Source organism: uncultured Parasphingorhabdus sp. (assembly GCF_963975555.1).
Taxonomy (GTDB): Bacteria; Pseudomonadota; Alphaproteobacteria; order Sphingomonadales; family Sphingomonadaceae; genus Parasphingorhabdus.
The window spans coordinates 160303-175202 of sequence record NZ_CAXBHH010000003.1 but is presented as its reverse complement, the minus strand read 5'-3'; the positions used below and the strand labels follow the sequence as shown (position 1 = coordinate 175202).

Annotated in this window: 16 protein-coding genes; 9 read left to right on the top strand and 7 right to left on the bottom strand. The window is 56.9% G+C overall.

Annotated elements, in window-relative coordinates:
* The first annotated feature begins 11 nt into the window (after positions 1-11).
* The 7 genes from AAC060_RS08840 (at position 12) to AAC060_RS08810 (ending at position 6549) form a co-directional block, all read left to right on the top strand.
* On the top strand, positions 12-293 hold the full coding sequence (locus AAC060_RS08840) for a DUF427 domain-containing protein (RefSeq protein ID WP_339825133.1): 282 nt from the start codon (positions 12-14) through the stop codon (positions 291-293).
* Between the two features lie 89 nt (positions 294-382).
* Complete coding sequence (locus tag AAC060_RS08835) at positions 383-1375, top strand: glycerophosphodiester phosphodiesterase (RefSeq protein WP_339825553.1); 993 nt, start codon at positions 383-385, stop codon at positions 1373-1375.
* Between the two features lie 72 nt (positions 1376-1447).
* The gene (gene panB, locus AAC060_RS08830) at positions 1448-2320 is read left to right on the top strand and encodes a 3-methyl-2-oxobutanoate hydroxymethyltransferase (protein WP_339825131.1); all 873 of its coding nucleotides are present in this window, start codon (positions 1448-1450) and stop codon (positions 2318-2320) included.
* Between the two features lie 157 nt (positions 2321-2477).
* Positions 2478-3248 carry a tetratricopeptide repeat protein gene (locus tag AAC060_RS08825; RefSeq protein ID WP_339825127.1) on the top strand — a complete coding sequence of 257 codons (771 nt, stop codon included), beginning with the start codon at positions 2478-2480 and terminating at the stop codon, positions 3246-3248.
* On the top strand, positions 3245-4579 hold the full coding sequence (locus tag AAC060_RS08820) for a PQQ-binding-like beta-propeller repeat protein (protein ID WP_339825124.1): 1335 nt from the start codon (positions 3245-3247) through the stop codon (positions 4577-4579). Before AAC060_RS08825 ends, AAC060_RS08820 begins: the two co-directional genes overlap by 4 nt.
* A 31-nt stretch (positions 4580-4610) precedes the next feature.
* Entirely contained in the window at positions 4611-6002 is a 1392-nt protein-coding gene (gene der, locus AAC060_RS08815; RefSeq protein ID WP_339825122.1) for a ribosome biogenesis GTPase Der, read from the top strand.
* A gap of 133 nt (positions 6003-6135) precedes the next feature.
* Complete coding sequence (locus tag AAC060_RS08810) at positions 6136-6549, top strand: Hpt domain-containing protein (RefSeq protein ID WP_339825119.1); 414 nt, start codon at positions 6136-6138, stop codon at positions 6547-6549.
* Positions 6550-6565: 16 nt separating this feature from the next.
* Here AAC060_RS08810 and bfr read toward each other — a convergent pair whose 3' ends face one another.
* Positions 6566-7042, bottom strand: a complete 477-nt coding sequence (gene bfr / locus AAC060_RS08805) for a bacterioferritin (RefSeq protein ID WP_339825117.1) — start codon at positions 7040-7042, stop codon at positions 6566-6568.
* Between the two features lie 121 nt (positions 7043-7163).
* The gene (locus AAC060_RS08800; RefSeq protein WP_082788199.1) at positions 7164-7334 is read right to left on the bottom strand and encodes a (2Fe-2S)-binding protein; all 171 of its coding nucleotides are present in this window, start codon (positions 7332-7334) and stop codon (positions 7164-7166) included.
* A 130-nt stretch (positions 7335-7464) separates the two neighbouring features.
* Here AAC060_RS08800 and AAC060_RS08795 point away from each other — a divergent pair, with 130 nt between their 5' ends.
* The gene (locus tag AAC060_RS08795; protein WP_339825115.1) at positions 7465-8367 is read left to right on the top strand and encodes a hypothetical protein; all 903 of its coding nucleotides are present in this window, start codon (positions 7465-7467) and stop codon (positions 8365-8367) included.
* Here AAC060_RS08795 and AAC060_RS08790 read toward each other — a convergent pair.
* Positions 8362-9603, bottom strand: coding sequence for a DUF418 domain-containing protein (locus tag AAC060_RS08790; RefSeq protein WP_339825112.1), 1242 nt, complete (start codon positions 9601-9603; stop codon positions 8362-8364). The genes AAC060_RS08795 and AAC060_RS08790 overlap by 6 nt on opposite strands.
* 111 nt (positions 9604-9714) lie before the next feature.
* Positions 9715-10389, bottom strand: a complete 675-nt coding sequence (locus AAC060_RS08785) for a nitroreductase family protein (protein ID WP_339825110.1) — start codon at positions 10387-10389, stop codon at positions 9715-9717.
* 155 nt (positions 10390-10544) lie between these two features.
* Here AAC060_RS08785 and AAC060_RS08780 point away from each other — a divergent pair, with 155 nt between their 5' ends.
* Positions 10545-11348 carry a Coq4 family protein gene (locus AAC060_RS08780; RefSeq protein ID WP_339825108.1) on the top strand — a complete coding sequence of 268 codons (804 nt, stop codon included), beginning with the start codon at positions 10545-10547 and terminating at the stop codon, positions 11346-11348.
* 116 nt (positions 11349-11464) lie between these two features.
* On the opposite strand, the gene AAC060_RS08775 is transcribed toward AAC060_RS08780, so the two are convergent.
* From AAC060_RS08775 to purL, 3 genes are all read right to left on the bottom strand, one after another.
* The gene (locus AAC060_RS08775; RefSeq protein WP_339825106.1) at positions 11465-11872 is read right to left on the bottom strand and encodes a hypothetical protein; all 408 of its coding nucleotides are present in this window, start codon (positions 11870-11872) and stop codon (positions 11465-11467) included.
* Between the two features lie 222 nt (positions 11873-12094).
* Positions 12095-12496, bottom strand: coding sequence for a DUF559 domain-containing protein (locus tag AAC060_RS08770; protein WP_339825104.1), 402 nt, complete (start codon positions 12494-12496; stop codon positions 12095-12097).
* 143 nt (positions 12497-12639) lie between these two features.
* Positions 12640-14847, bottom strand: a complete 2208-nt coding sequence (gene purL / locus AAC060_RS08765) for a phosphoribosylformylglycinamidine synthase subunit PurL (protein WP_339825101.1) — start codon at positions 14845-14847, stop codon at positions 12640-12642.
* Positions 14848-14900: the final 53 nt, after the last annotated feature.

Here is a 14900-nt window from a genome sequence, read left to right as displayed (position 1 = left end):
AGGACAAGCAAATGGTTCAGGCAAAATGGAACGGCGTGGTGATCGCGGAAAGCGACGATACAGTGGTGGTCGAGGGCAATCATTATTTCCCGCGCGACGCCGTCTGGTCGAAATATCTGGTACATAGTGACACCAGCAGCCACTGCCCGTGGAAGGGTGACGCATCCTATCACAGCCTGATCGTCGAAGGCGAAACAAACGAAGACGCGGCCTGGTATTATCCCGCACCGAAGGAAGCGGCCGCCGAAATAGCCGGACGGATCGCCTTCTGGAAAGGCGTCGAGGTCAGCTGATGGTGCGCAGCGCTTTTGCCTTTATCATGATAGTCGCGATGCCTTTGGCCGGATGCGCGGTGCAGGCTGAACCGGTCGGAGATGCGAGCATGACGATCAAGACACTTACCGGAGAACCGCCGATCATTATCGCCCATCGCGGCGCCAGCGGCGAGCGACCGGAACATACGCTGGCTGCCTATCAACTGGCAATCGAGCAGGGCGCGGACTTTATCGAACCCGATCTGGTGCTGACCAGGGACGGCGTGCTGGTCGCCCGGCACGAGAACGAGATTAGCGAGACCACGGACGTAGCCGACAGGCCCGAGTTTGCGGCGCGCAAGACCAGTAAAACAATCGACGGGCAGGACTATACCGGCTGGTTCACCGAAGATTTCACTCTGGCCGAGCTGAAAATATTGCGGGCCAGGGAACGGCTGCCCGAATTGCGGGTGGCAAATATGCAATATGACGGTCAATATGAGGTGCCGACCTTCGAGGAAGTCCTGCAATTGCTCAGCGCCCATGCGGAGAAAAGCGGTAAGCGGATTGGCGTCTACCCGGAAACCAAGCATCCAAGCTATTTCAAGGCCCTGGGGCTGAGTCATGACGAGCCTATGCTCAGATTGCTCACGCAATATGGCTATGGCGGCAAGGCAGATCCTGTCTTCATCCAGTCGTTCGAGGTCGGCAACCTGCAGGCGCTCAACGAAAAAACGGAGATACGGCTTGTGCAACTGGTGGCCAGCGGAGGCGGACCTCCCGACCGCAAAGGCCTGGGATTTTCAGTGGACAGCCTGAAAGAAATCGCCACCTATGCCGACGGGATCGGGCCGTCGAAAGATATGGTTATTGGCCGCAACGCCCTTGGTCAACTGAACGAGCCGACAGGGCTTGTAGAGGCTGCGCACAAGGCTGGCCTGCTGGTCCATCCCTGGACCTTCCGCCGCGAAAATTATTTTCTTCCGACCGATTTCAAGAGCGGCATTGATCCGCGCGAGCCGGGTGATCTGGCGGGCGAAATACGCGCATTTGTCGCCGCTGGCGTGGATGGCCTGTTCAGCGACAATCCGGCTCAGGCGGTTGCCGCCGTCAAGCAATAATCGCGAAGCTGGCCTTATCTTGCGGCCTCGCTTATCAAGGCCGGTCTATCAACGTCACTGCTGAGGCTTGCCATGTCCACGACCTTCAAACTCGATACTTCCACCAGCCGCGCCAATCCGCGGCCACAGCCGATGCGTCGGCTGTCGGTTCCCAAAATCCAGGGCCGCAAGGTCGACGGGGTGACGGCAGAACCGGTGGTCATGCTAACCGCCTATACCGCGCGCACCGCACAATTGCTCGACGCGCATTGTGACATGCTGCTGGTTGGTGATTCGCTGGCGCAGGTGATTTACGGTCTCGATTCGACGATACCCGTGACCCTCGATATGATGTGCAACCATGGTGCCGCGGTGGTGCGCGGCAGTTACCATAGCGTCGTCGTCGTCGACATGCCGTTCGGTTCCTACGAAGCCTCGCCGGAGAAGGCCTATGAGAGCGCTGCCCATATATTGAAGGAAACCGGCGCTGCTGCGGTCAAGCTCGAGGGTGGTGAAGTAATGGCCGAAACCGTCGCTTTTCTGGTCCAGCGGGGGATTCCGGTGGTCGGCCATGTCGGTCTGACACCACAGGCAATCAACGTGCTCGGCGGCTATGCCGCGCGCGGGCGCAGCGACGCAGAGGCGAAGAAAATCGTCGGTGATGCGGTTGCTCTCGACAAGGCCGGTGCCTTCGCGATCGTGCTGGAAGGCGTGCTCGAACCGATCGCGATCGAGGCGACCAAGGCGGTGGATGCGATCACCATCGGCATCGGTGCATCGGCGCAATGCGATGGTCAGGTGCTGGTCACCGAAGATATGCTCGGCATGTTTGACCGCACCGCCCGCTTTGTAAAACGCTATCACAATATAGCCGAGCAGATTGATCAGGCGGCCGAACAATATGCCGGAGAAGTCCGCGAGCGCAGTTTTCCGGGGCCGGACCAGCTCTATCAACCGAAGAAATAGCGAGAATTCTGACTTTAGGGCGATCCGCCGTTCAGCCTGTGGAAATGGTCAATAGACTTTTACATTTGCTATTGCGGACGCTAAAGGACAGCCGATTGCCAAGAGCGCTCGTCTGACCGGCGAAACAGGCACGTGAAACAGATTTGAGGAAGCCAAATTGGCCAAAGACAAAGACCAAGCACCAGAAGAGCAACCGGATCGTCAGGAACAAGTGTTTCTGCGCGAAGTCGATGAAGCGGTGCGCGAGGACCAGCTGAAGAATTTCGCTGCGCGTTACGGATTGTGGATTGTCGCAGCCATTGTCATTGGTCTCGGATCACTGGCCGGCTGGATATTCTGGCAAAACAGCCAGAATGAAGATGCCGGTCTCCGCAGCGAGGAATATGTCGCTGCGATCGACAGTATCCGCCAGAATAATCTGGACGGCGCTGCGACCGCGCTTGAACCGCTGACCGAAGCCACGCAGGACGGGTACCGGGCTGCAGCACTATTGCTGCAGGCCAATATTGCGCTGGAAAAAAATGACTCCAAAAAGGCCATTGCGGGCTATGCCAAGCTTGTTGCGGACGAGAGTCTGCCGAAGCCGTTTCGCGATCTGGCGCTGGTCCGCCAGACTGCCGCCGAATTTGATACGCTGAAACCGCAGCAGGTGGTCGACCGGCTGAAGCCGCTCGCGGTCCCCGGCAACGCATGGTTCGGCAGCGCCGGCGAAATGGTCGCACTGGCCTATCTGAATATGAATAAATCTGATCTCGCAGGGCCATTGTTCGCCCAGCTGGCGAAAGATGAGGGCGTTCCGGCCACGATCCGGTCACGCGCGTTGCAAATGGCGGGCGTTGAAGGCATTGACGCAGTGGAACTCGACGGCGATGACAAAAAAGTGACGCCGCCGAATACGGGCGCGGCTAAGGGAGAAGCTAAGGAATGATTTCCGGTAAGAAACTGATCACCGGCCTGATGGCCCTGTCTTTGCTGTCCGGCTGTGGCATTTTGGGCGGCGGCGATGGCGAAGACAAGAAAAGCACACCAACATTGGGTAAGCGTACGCCGATCTTGAGCGGCGAAAGCGGTGCGGAAGTTGATCCGTCGCTTGCTGCGATTTCTGTGATTCTGCCTACCCCTGTCGCCAATAGTGAATGGGCGCAATCAGGCGGTAATCCGAGTAAGTCAATCGGCCATGTTGCGCTGGAGGGCAATCTAGCGAAAGTCTGGACCGCCAATATCAGCGGAACGACGAAACGGGAACGGCTGGCAGCAGCGCCGGTAGTATCCGGCGGACGGCTCTTCGTCATTGATACCGAAGCCATGGTACATGCTTTTGACGCCGCAACAGGCGCGAAAATCTGGACCACCCAGATCGAAGTCAAGGGCGACGGGGAATCCTCGCGTTTTGGCGGCGGAGCAAGTGTATTTGATAATATCGTCTACGCGACCAACGGTGTTGGCGATGTCGTCGCGCTGAACGTTGCAGACGGCAGCCAGATATGGAAAGTACGTCCGGCCGGACCTTTGCGCGGGTCGCCGACGATCTCCAATGGCAATGTCTATGTGATGACGCAGGATAACCAGATCTACGCGCTCAACATGGTCGACGGATCGGTGCAGTGGAATGAGGCCGGTACGCTTGGTCTGGCCGGAATTTTCGGCGTCGCCGCGCCGGCAGCCGGACAGGGTACGGTTGTCGCGGGCTATTCCTCCGGCGAGTTGACCGCTTATCGCTATGAAAATGGCCGCAACCTCTGGAACGACGCGCTTGCCCGGACCAGCATCACCACTTCGGTGGCGACATTGTCCGATATCGATGCCGATCCGGTGATCGACCGCGGTCGTGTTTTCGCGCTGGGTCAGGGCGGCCGTATGGCGGCTTACGAACTGGTAACCGGACAGCGGATCTGGGAATTGAATATTGCCGGAATTACGACGCCGGTCGTGGCCGGTGAATGGGTGTTCGTGCTGACCGATGATGCAAAACTGCTCTGCATCGCCCGGCCGAACGGCAAGGTTCGGTGGATGAGCCAGCTGTCAGCGTTCAAGAATGACAAGAAAAAGAAGAACCCGATCAACTGGACCGGCCCGATATTGGCCGGGAATCGTCTGATTGTCGCCAACACAGAAGGCGAAGTCTTGTCTATTTCGCCTGCGGACGGAACCAGCCAAACGCTGTTTGAACTGAAAAACGGTATCTCGCTACCGCCTATTGTGGCCGGTGGCATGCTATATATTCTCGACAGCAGCGGACAGATTTCCGCATTCCGTTGAGGATCTAAACCAAAAGGACGGGACCGGCTTTATGCTGCCCAATATTGCAATCATAGGTCGACCGAATGTCGGCAAATCCACGCTGTTCAACCGTCTGGTTGGCAAGAAGCTGGCGCTTGTCGATGACACGCCCGGGGTGACGCGTGACCGCCGGGAGGGGGCTGCCAACCTGCTCGGTCTGCAATTCAATGTCGTCGATACGGCTGGCTATGAAAACGAGGATGCCAAGAGTCTGCCCGGACGGATGCGCAAGCAGACCGAAATGGCGGTTGCCGGAGCGGAGCTTGCCATTTTCGTGATCGACGGTCGCGCAGGCCTTACGCCGCTCGACGAGGAAATCGCCCGCTGGCTGAGAAGCGCGAAAACCCCGGTTATCTTGCTGGTTAACAAGGCCGAGGGCAAGGCGGCGGAATCCGGCATCTTGGAAAGCTATGCGCTCGGTTTTGGTGATCCAATTCCTTTCAGCGCGGAACATGGCGACGGCATGGCCGACCTGTTTCAGGCGATCCAGCCCTATGTCGAGAATTTCAAGGCTGCCGCGTCCGAAGAACCAAATGACGCATCCGCACCGCTCAAACTGGCGATCGTCGGCCGTCCCAATGCGGGCAAGTCGACGCTGATCAACAAGATGCTGGACGAAGACCGGCTGATTACCGGTCCGGAAGCGGGTATCACGCGCGACAGTATCACGGTCGACTGGGTCTGGCATGATGATGCGCTGACCGAGGACGAGAAACTCGACGGCATAGAGCCCGACCGTCAGGTCCGGCTGATCGATACCGCCGGTATGCGCAAGCGCGCCAAGGTCAATGACAAGCTGGAGAAGCTGGCCGTTGCTGACGCCCGTCATGCAGTGGACTTTGCCGAAGTGGTCGTGCTTCTACTCGATGCAACCAAGGGCCTGGAAGCGCAGGATCTGCGCATTGCCGACCATGCCATTCAGGAAGGCCGTTGCGTCGTTATCGGGATCAATAAATGGGACGTTGCCGAGGGGCCAAGCAAATTGTTCAATGGCATTCGTGCCGCGCTGAATGACGGACTGGCCCAGGTGCGTGACGTGCCTCTGATCGCCGTGTCGGCCTTTACCGGCAAGGGTATCGACCAGTTGATAAAGGCGGCCTTCGAAGTGCGCCGGATTTGGTCGCAGCGGGTTTCGACCGGCAAACTCAACCGCTGGTTCGAAGACGCGATTACAGAAAATCCTCCGCCGGCACCGGGCGGCAAGCGGATAAAATTGCGCTATATTACGCAGGCCAAGACGCGGCCGCCTTCCTTCGTGATTTTCGGTACGAGGGTTGATGACCTGCCCGAAAGCTATCGTCGCTACCTGATCAACGGAATCCGCCGCGAGCTTGGCTTTGGCGGCGTTCCTGTCCGGCTGATCATCCGCGCACCCAAAAACCCCTATCACGAAAAAGAGTGATTTTCCGTAAATCGGTCAAGTTTAGGCCGGTTTCTGCGATTTTTTCGGGCGGCGGTAACTAAGATTTCATGGTTAGGGCGTTAAGCTTCCGGGTAGTAGCGCATTTTTGCCATTATATTGCGGGGAGTATTGGGTGTCACCATTGGACAATGACTTGATTGACTTAACGGTTTCCGCCCAAACCCGGGCGGCGCTCGGGCCGGATTTCGTCCGGATACTCGGGTATTTTCGTGAAGATGGCACACAATCTGTCCGCAAAATTGAAGATGCAATGCGCACGCACGATCCCGTCGCAATGGTTGATGCGGCGCACAGCCTCAAAGGCGAGGCGCTGCAATTCGGCGCCCTGCAACTCGGCGAAACGGCTGAAACCATCGAAATGACCGCTCGCGCCTGCGTCGAACATCACGAAACCCCCGAAGAAATACTCCCTCTGGTAGTGGCTCTACGGCCGATGTTTGAAGAAACGCTGGCGATATTGGAACAGGGTGCCAGTCCGGTCGTACAGGAACGCAATCCTCTGGGGGCCAGCCGGCGGTTCGGTTGAAACCGCCGCTATCGTTCTATTCGACCGGTTTCGACTGCAGCTGGATATAATTTTCAATCCCCATCCGTTCGATCAGGTCAAATTGCTGTTCGAGCGAATCGACATGATCTTCTTCGCTTTCCAGGATCTCGGCAAACAGATCGCGGCTGACATAGTCGCGTACGCTCTCGCAATGTTCGATAGCATTCTTGAGCATCGGCAACGCCTCATACTCCAGTTCCAGATCAGCCTTGAGGATTTCCTCGACCGTTTCACCGATTTTCAGGCGTCCGAGCAATTGAAAATTGGGCAATCCGTCGAGAAAGAAAATGCGCTCGGCCAATTTGTCTGCATGTTTCATTTCGTCGATTGATTCATGCCGCTCGAATTCAGCCAGCTTGGTCACGCCCCAATTGTCGAGCATGCGATAATGCAGCCAATATTGGTTGATTGCGGTGAGTTCGTTTTTCAGAGCTTCGTTGAGAAACTCGATGACTTTTGTATCGCCCTTCATGGCAGATTCCTTCCCGCTATTTAACAAATCCATTGCCTGCCCCATACAGTATTTTCGCGGGAAGCGAAAGAGCGGCTTTTATAGAAAATGTAATTATTTCAATGATTTGCTAAAGAGAATGCTAAGCGGTCGCAAGTTGTGATTTGATAATCGTCTGGGCAAATGCGAGACATTGCCCGCATTTCGGTTTGCGACCAAGCTGGGCATAGACCTGCGATGGACGGTCTGCCCCGCTACGCACGGCGGCTCTCAGGTCTTTTTCCTTGATCGCATTACAAACACAAACAACCATAACAGCTCCTTACAACGACTCGTATATCGCTAATGAGAATAGATCGCAATATCAAAATTGTATATCGACTATTTAGTTTCCATCCGTCAAAAATCGGTTACATCGGCTCACTGAGCGAACAAGAGGTGCCATGCGTAAGATATTCCCTGTTTCATTATCGGTTGCGGCGGTTCTCGCTCTAGCTCCGGCAAATGCTTCTCCTGTATCTGATAGCGCCGGGAATCATGCCGACGAAGAGATGGTGGAAGAAGGGCCTGTTTCAGAGCTTTTGCTGATCATGGAGCTTTGGCAGACGTTGCCATTGGAAATGGCTGAGGAATTGCAGGAGTATCGCGCTTCGCTGGACGCCGAATTTGCCGCAAAACTGGTGCCGACGGGAGCAGCGGAACCGGAATGGAAAACCAAAGGTATCGACCTGCCCGGATATCTCGAATCTTTGCCGGGGGGCATAGATGATAATGCTCTGCTGACCGTTGGCGAGGTGCCGATGCTCCGGTTTTTCGGGAAAATTCCAGCCGATATACTGGCCGATTGGGAGCCGATTCTAGCGGGATCGAAAGCCATAGGGCCGACCGAAGCCACGGGAGGTGATTTCCTCGCAATCAGCCCAAACCATATTATTTTCGTAGCCGATGATGAAATACAGACCGGTAATGCCCGATGCATGAAAACCGCGGTCGAAAGAGCGGCAGACCATGCAATCGTCTACCGATATTCGGGCGTGCCATTTGACCCCGATAGCGATGCCTCGCTGGGAGCCGAGGCAGAGGCAATCGTTTTGCACGCTTTGATTGGCGGTCTGCGTTCGCCTATTCTCTGTTCGATAGTCGAGCGGGACCAGCGGGGACAATATAAGCATCTGTCCTATACGCCCGCTGGCCGCCCGTTGGCCCATATGGACGATCCGAACGATCATCTGGAATTTATTTCGTCAGTCGATCTGTATCAGTTGCTGAACGTCAGTTACAGCAGCGAGACTGCCGGTGATGAACCGTCCGGTTCAGCCGAAGAAGCCACCGAGCCGTCATTATAAGCGCATCGCTTGAGCCTGTCCTTTGGCCAGACTGCGCCAGAGCCATTCCAGCGGCCCATAGCGGAAGCGCATCAGCCAGGGTCGCGACCAGAGCAGCATGAGCGCCCAGGCGCCGAGGACGAACAGATATAATTCGGCGCGTCCGATCGCACCATAGAGTCCCAATCCCCAGCCGTAGAAGATGAAGGTCATCAACAGGCTGGTGCCGAGATAATTGGTGAAGGCGGCTCGGCCGACTGCCGCGATCCGTGTTATCCAGGCCGATTCCCGGAATGTCCGGATCAGACCAATCAGCAATGCAGCATAACCGATGGTCATCAGCATCTGTGACGGCAAGTTCCATGCATAGCTGGCGTTGACCATTAGCAGCATGGCAAAATTGCTGTAGATCAGGCCAATTGCGATAGCCGTCAGAATGACCATGCCGATGGCGGTCGACCATATGCCCACGCGACGATATCGCTCCGATGTCCATTGTCCGGTGATGAAACCGTTTTTGTAAAGCGCCATGCCCACCATCATCAGCGGCAGGGTTTCCGCGAGATTATAGGCCAGCAGGATAATCGGTCCGAACAGGTCATTCTGTATTTTGTCGAGAAATATCGGGCTGAACCCCGACTGATGCAGCGTGATATCCGCGGAGATCGCGTCCCCCGAGCTACGAAAGCCGGCAATGACCTGCTCGACATTTTCGATTCCGGCGGCGCTGGTTCCGGGAAGGCTTGCCTGATATTCCATATATAGCAGGCTGCCGAACATCACAGAATAGCCGATAAAACCGAGGGAGAAGATGAGCAGGGCGCGCCGCAACAGTTCATCCGCGGTCAGGTTGCGCAGGAAATAGGCGATGCAGCCCACGGCGGCGTAGAGAAATAATATGTCGCCGGCCCACAAGAGGAAGAAATGCGCGAGGCCGAAGATCGCCAGCCAGGCCATGCGGGGGAAATGGACCCTTGCGGGATCCTCGCCATTTGCCTGCGCTCGCTCGACGATCAGCATCATGCTGGCGCCGAACAATATGGTGAAAAGACCGCGCATCTTGCCGTTGACAAAAATATAGGACAGCGCCCAGGTGACGGTGTCGGGCAGATCGGTGCCGCCATAGACCGCGGGGCTGATATAGGCCATTTCCGGCATCGAGAAGCCGACGATATTCATCAGCAATATTCCCATCACCGCAAAACCGCGCAAAGCGTCGAGCTCGAGATAGCGCTGGGTGGTGACAATGTTGTTCATATCAGACCCGTTCGTCCCGAGCTTGTCGAAGGACTTTGACCTGCAGGGCCCGCTGTGTTGACGGTGCTTCGACAGGCTCAGCACGAACGGACTTCTGTAAACTCAGAATATTCACAGCCAGCTGGCGATCTGGTCCAGCGGTTTCTTGATCGTCGCGTGGACCGGTATCGTGGCGCCGGGAGCGGGCTTGCCGACCACCAAAACCATCATCGGTTTCTCGTTGGCCGGACGATCACAGAGCTGGTTGAGAAATTTCATCGGATTGGGCGTGTGGGTGAGGGTGGCGAGACCGGCGTCATGCAGCGCCGTGATCAGCATGCCGGTGGCAATGCCGACGCTCTCGTTGACATAATAATTCTGCTTCATCTCGCCCGGATTCATGCCGCCTTTGCGTTGGCCGAAAATCACGATCAGATAAGGCGCGGTTTCGAGAAACGGCTTGTCGGCGTCGGTACCGAGTGGCGCCAGCGCCTCAAGCCATTCCTCGCTGCCCTTGCTCTCGTAGAAGGCGCGCTCTTCCTCTTCGGCGGCAGCGCGCAGGGCTTTCTTCTTCTCCGGCGTTTCGATCACGGCAAAATGCCACGGCTGGTGGTTGGCGCCATTGGGAGCGGTGCCGGCGGCCCGGATCGCATTTTCGATGACCGCCCGGGGAATGGCTTCATCGGTGAAATAGCGACAGGTGCGGCGCGATTTGATCGCCTGGTAGAAAGCCTCTGACCGGGCAATGCGTTCCGCGTCGGAATAATCCGGCAGCTCGGTATAGGGCAGGGTGTCGTGCGGTTTCAAATTTCCGTCTCCCGCGTTCAAGGTTGGTAAACATCCGGATCAAGAAGGCCCGTCTGCAGGTCAAATGGGAATAACCGTCCAGATAGCTGGGTCGCGGCTTCTAGGAAAGCCAAAACCATATTGACACCAATGTTAGTAAGCAATATATATGGGGCATGAAAATCAAACATGACTTCTCCGCGCCAAGCGATTCGGACATACCGTTCGTCCATCCGGAACGCCCGGCCTCCCGCTTTCGTCCCCTGAAGGCGATCCATCATTTCCGCGAGCTGATCAAGGACAAGGAAGACACCGCACAGGTGTTCCATATTTTTGAATCGCTGCCGCGTCCCGGCTTCCGCAAGGATGCCAAGGCCTTTGTCGAAAGCGACAAGGGCAAGGCCCTGCTGGTCAGCGAACCCAATCTCGCCGACTTGCTCGACGACCACGAACGGCTTCGCAAAATGCCTGCAGGCAGCCTCGCTCATGCCTATTGCGATTTCATGGAAAAAGAAGGCCTGAGCGCCGCCGGACTGATTGCCGAATATGACGAGTTCAGCCCGGAAAAATATGGCGATCTGATCGAATGGTACGGTTTCCGCCAGCGCGACACCCATGATTTGCTCCACGTGCTCACCGGCTATGGCCGTGATGCGCTCGGTGAAGCCTGTGTGCTGGCCTTCACCTACGGCCAGAACCCGTCATTGGGCAATGTGTTCATCGCTTATGCAGCGGGTCTGAACATGAAGAAGCAGGTCAAGAGTGATGCGCCGATATTCAGCGCGATCCGCGAAGGTCAGAAAATGGGTAAGGCCTGTCCCAAGATCAACGAAGAGAATATCGCCGAGCTGCTGGCCCAGCCGCTGGATGCATTGCGCGAGCGGTTGCACATCAAAACTCCGCGTTTCTACCATGAAGCGCATGCGAAATTCCGGGCCCATAATGTCGATCCATATGACATGCTGGTGCAGACGGCCTGAATATGCTCGTCATCCCAGCTTAGGCTGGGACCCATCTAAGGGCGGTTAGATAGGCTAGATGGGTTTAGGCCCCAGCCTACGCTGGGGAGACGGCATTGATATTGAATTGATAGGAGTTAGCGCTGTTCTTTGCGGATCACCAGCTTCAGCCCTGACCAGACCGCGTCTACAGCGCAGACCTTGATATCGACAAAGCCCATCGGCAAGGCGAGTGCGCGGATAGTGTCTTCGGTGATGTCTGTCTCGACGCGCGATGCCTTTTTCGGCCAGCTCACCCAGACCTGACCCGCAGGATCGATCATGTCGCGCAGGGTTGTGAGATGCTGTTCCATGATTGCGCGTTTGCGGACAAATATATGGGCGGCATTCAAGCCGGGCGTCGGGACCTGCTCTTCCGATAGGGTAAGGTCCTGTGTCTCGATTTCCGCGCGAATGTCATCCGGCATACCCAGAAACCAGACGCGCATACCGTCCTTGAGATCGAACTTTTTTGCCAGAGGCGTCCCGGAATATCCTGAAGCCATGATCATTCTCCTGTCATTTCGTCATCAGTAACGCACGGCGGGGAGATTGGTTACAAAGACAAATCGCAAGCTGCCAGAGCGGCGCACCTTGGCCCCTCCGTCACGTCTTCGACGCGCCACCTCCCCATGCCTATGGCACAGGGAGAATGATGTTTTGATAGTTCGTTCCTCCCCGTTGCGAAGCAATGGGGAGGGGGACCGCGCGCAGCGCGGTGGAGGGGGCTAGCGAAGGCTTTGAATATATCGCAAGATACGATCCGCCACATCTACTGGATCATGCAAGACTTCTTCCGCGGATATCCTGATGGTTTCAATGCCTTGGAGATACAGGTCCCGTTCCCGCCGTTCGTCGCGTTCCGGCCGATTTCCCATATCGTGGGCGATCCGGTCGACTTCGATTCCCAGCTTCGCCGACGGACAATAGAAATCCAGGATATAGGAGCCAATTGGATGCTGGCGGCGGAATTTTATGCCGAGCGGTTTCTTGCGCAGTTGTTGCCACAGCATGATCTCGGGTTTGCTCATGGTCTTGCGAAGCTGTCTTGCCTTCAGGACGGTTTGTCTGGTTGTTCTTGCCACGGCCGCTCCGTCATCCGCCTTCGCCAAGGCTTCGGCGAACGCCACCTCCCCATTGCTTCGCAACAGGGAGGAAAGATGTATCACAAAATCTTGTGCAGAGGGACGGTCAGGCCAAAACTGTCAAATCCAACCTTTCCTCCCTGTGCCATAGGCATGGGGAGGTGGCCTGCGCAGCAGGTCGGAGGGGCTTAGTCGTTCATCCAGTCGCGGAAGAAGCTCTCATGCGCTTCCCGCAGATCGCTCACGGCAATCGACTTTCCGTTGAGCACGAGCTTGTGGCCCTTCACCTGCCCGATTTTCTCGAACGGCACCTTCTCGCGATCGAGATCATCTTCGTTGCGATAGGTGATGACATAACGGCCCTGCGCTTCGCTGAAGGCAAAGGCGCTGGTCATCTGGTCGATTTCGGCGCCCAGATTACCCGCCAAAGCCATTTCGGCGAGCGTGACGGCAAGGCCGCCGTCGCTGATGTCATGCACGGCAGTGACTTTGCCGTCGGCAATCAGTTCGCGGACAATGCGGCCGGCCCACTCTTCGTCTTCGAGATTGACCTTGGGTGGCGGTCCGTCGGTGCGGCCGTGGATTTCGCGCAGCCAGGTCGACTGGCCGAGCTCTTCATGGTGGAACCCGATAGTGGCGACAAAATCGCCTTCCTTCTTGAACCCGATGGTCATCATCTTGTCGAGATCGTCGATCAAGCCGACCGCGCCAATCGCCGGTGTCGGCAGGATCGCGTGGCTGATGCCGTCGGCGCCGGTGGTTTCGTTGTAGAGGCTGACATTGCCCGATACGATCGGCATGTCGAGTGCCTTGCAGGCTTCGCCTATGCCCTCGATGGTACCGACGAATTGCGCCATGATATGCGGCTTTTCGGGGTTGCCGAAATTCATGCAGTCGGTGGTTGCAAGCGGTTTGGCACCGACCGCGCAGAGGTTGCGGTACGCTTCGGCAATCGCCTGCTTGCCGCCTTCATAGGGATCTGCCTTGCAGTAGCGCGGGGTGCAATCGGTGGTGATCGCGAGGCCCTTGTTGGTGCCGTGCACGCGAACCACAGCAGCATCACCGCCGGAGCGTTGCGCGGTGTCGGCGCCGACCTGAGAGTCATATTGTTCCCAGATCCAGCGGCGCGATGCGAGCGCGGGGCTGGCCATCATCTTCAGCAGATCGGTGCCAATGTCCGTATTCTCGGGAATGTCGCCGATTGGCTGGATATTGATATGCGCGGCATATTCCTCGCGGGTCAGATGCGGACGGTCATAAAGCGGTGCGTCGTCGGCGAGCGGGCCGAGCGGAATGTCGCAGACGGTTTCGCCCTTGTGGGTCAGAACCATCCGGCGCGTGTCGGTCACTTCGCCGATCACCGCGAAATCCAGTTCCCATTTGGTGAAGATCGCTTCGGCCATTTCCTCGCGGCCGGGTTTCAGAACCATCAGCATGCGTTCCTGCGATTCGCTCAGCATCATTTCATAAGCGGTCATGCCGGTTTCGCGGCATGGCACCTTGTCCATGTCGAGGATGATGCCGACTTCGCCATTGGTCGCCATTTCAACCGCCGAACTGGTCAGGCCAGCCGCGCCCATATCCTGGATTGCGACAATCGCGTCGCTGTTCATCAGCTCCAGGCAGGCCTCGATCAGCAGCTTCTCGGTGAACGGATCGCCAACCTGCACGGTCGGGCGTTTTTCATCGCTGTCATCGTCAAATTCGGCGCTCGCCATTGTCGCGCCGTGGATGCCGTCGCGGCCGGTTTTTGAACCGACATAGACGATCGGATTGCCAACACCGCTGGCGGCCGAGTAGAAAATCTTGTCCGCGTCCGCTACGCCGACGGTCATCGCGTTGACGATGATATTGCCGTCATAAGCGGGATCAAAATTGGTCTCGCCACCGACGGTGGGGACGCCGACGCAATTGCCGTAACCGCCAATGCCGGCAACCACGCCCTTGACCAGATGTTTCATCTTCGGATGGTCGGGCCGTCCGAAGCGCAGCGCGTTCAGGTTCGCCACAGGCCGCGCACCCATGGTGAAGACGTCGCGGAGGATACCGCCAACGCCGGTCGCAGCGCCCTGATAGGGCTCGATATAGCTGGGATGGTTGTGGCTCTCCATCTTGAAGATCGCGGCCTGACCGTCACCGATATCGATCACACCGGCATTCTCGCCGGGGCCGCAGATTACCTGCGGGCCAGTGGTCGGCAGTTTCTTCAGATGCAGGCGCGATGATTTGTAAGAACAATGTTCCGACCACATGACCGAGAAGATGCCGAGTTCGGTGATATTCGGCTCGCGGCCGAGCGCATTCAATATGCGCTGATATTCCTCCGCATTAAGGCCATGCTCGCGCACGGTTTCGGTGGAGATCTGGGGCTCGGTAATCAGCGTATCTGTGGTCATGAAGACCCTTTAACGAGGCGGGACAATTTCGCCTAGAGGGAATTGATGTTTCG

Excerpts from the sequence above, each read along its gene's own strand:
- AAC060_RS08840 (WP_339825133.1), top strand. The coding sequence starts at position 12 with ATGGTTCAGGCAAAATGGAACGGCGTGGTGATCGCGGAAAGCGACGAT.
- AAC060_RS08835 (WP_339825553.1), top strand. The coding sequence starts at position 383 with ATGACGATCAAGACACTTACCGGAGAACCGCCGATCATTATCGCCCAT.
- panB (WP_339825131.1), top strand. The coding sequence starts at position 1,448 with ATGTCCACGACCTTCAAACTCGATACTTCCACCAGCCGCGCCAATCCG.
- AAC060_RS08820 (WP_339825124.1), top strand. The coding sequence starts at position 3,245 with ATGATTTCCGGTAAGAAACTGATCACCGGCCTGATGGCCCTGTCTTTG.
- der (WP_339825122.1), top strand. The coding sequence starts at position 4,611 with ATGCTGCCCAATATTGCAATCATAGGTCGACCGAATGTCGGCAAATCC.
- bfr (WP_339825117.1), bottom strand. The coding sequence starts at position 7,042 with ATGAAGGGCGATACAAAAGTCATCGAGTTTCTCAACGAAGCTCTGAAA.
- AAC060_RS08800 (WP_082788199.1), bottom strand. The coding sequence starts at position 7,334 with ATGGTTGTTTGTGTTTGTAATGCGATCAAGGAAAAAGACCTGAGAGCC.
- AAC060_RS08795 (WP_339825115.1), top strand. The coding sequence starts at position 7,465 with ATGCGTAAGATATTCCCTGTTTCATTATCGGTTGCGGCGGTTCTCGCT.
- AAC060_RS08790 (WP_339825112.1), bottom strand. The coding sequence starts at position 9,603 with ATGAACAACATTGTCACCACCCAGCGCTATCTCGAGCTCGACGCTTTG.
- AAC060_RS08780 (WP_339825108.1), top strand. The coding sequence starts at position 10,545 with ATGAAAATCAAACATGACTTCTCCGCGCCAAGCGATTCGGACATACCG.
- AAC060_RS08775 (WP_339825106.1), bottom strand. The coding sequence starts at position 11,872 with ATGGCTTCAGGATATTCCGGGACGCCTCTGGCAAAAAAGTTCGATCTC.
- purL (WP_339825101.1), bottom strand. The coding sequence starts at position 14,847 with ATGACCACAGATACGCTGATTACCGAGCCCCAGATCTCCACCGAAACC.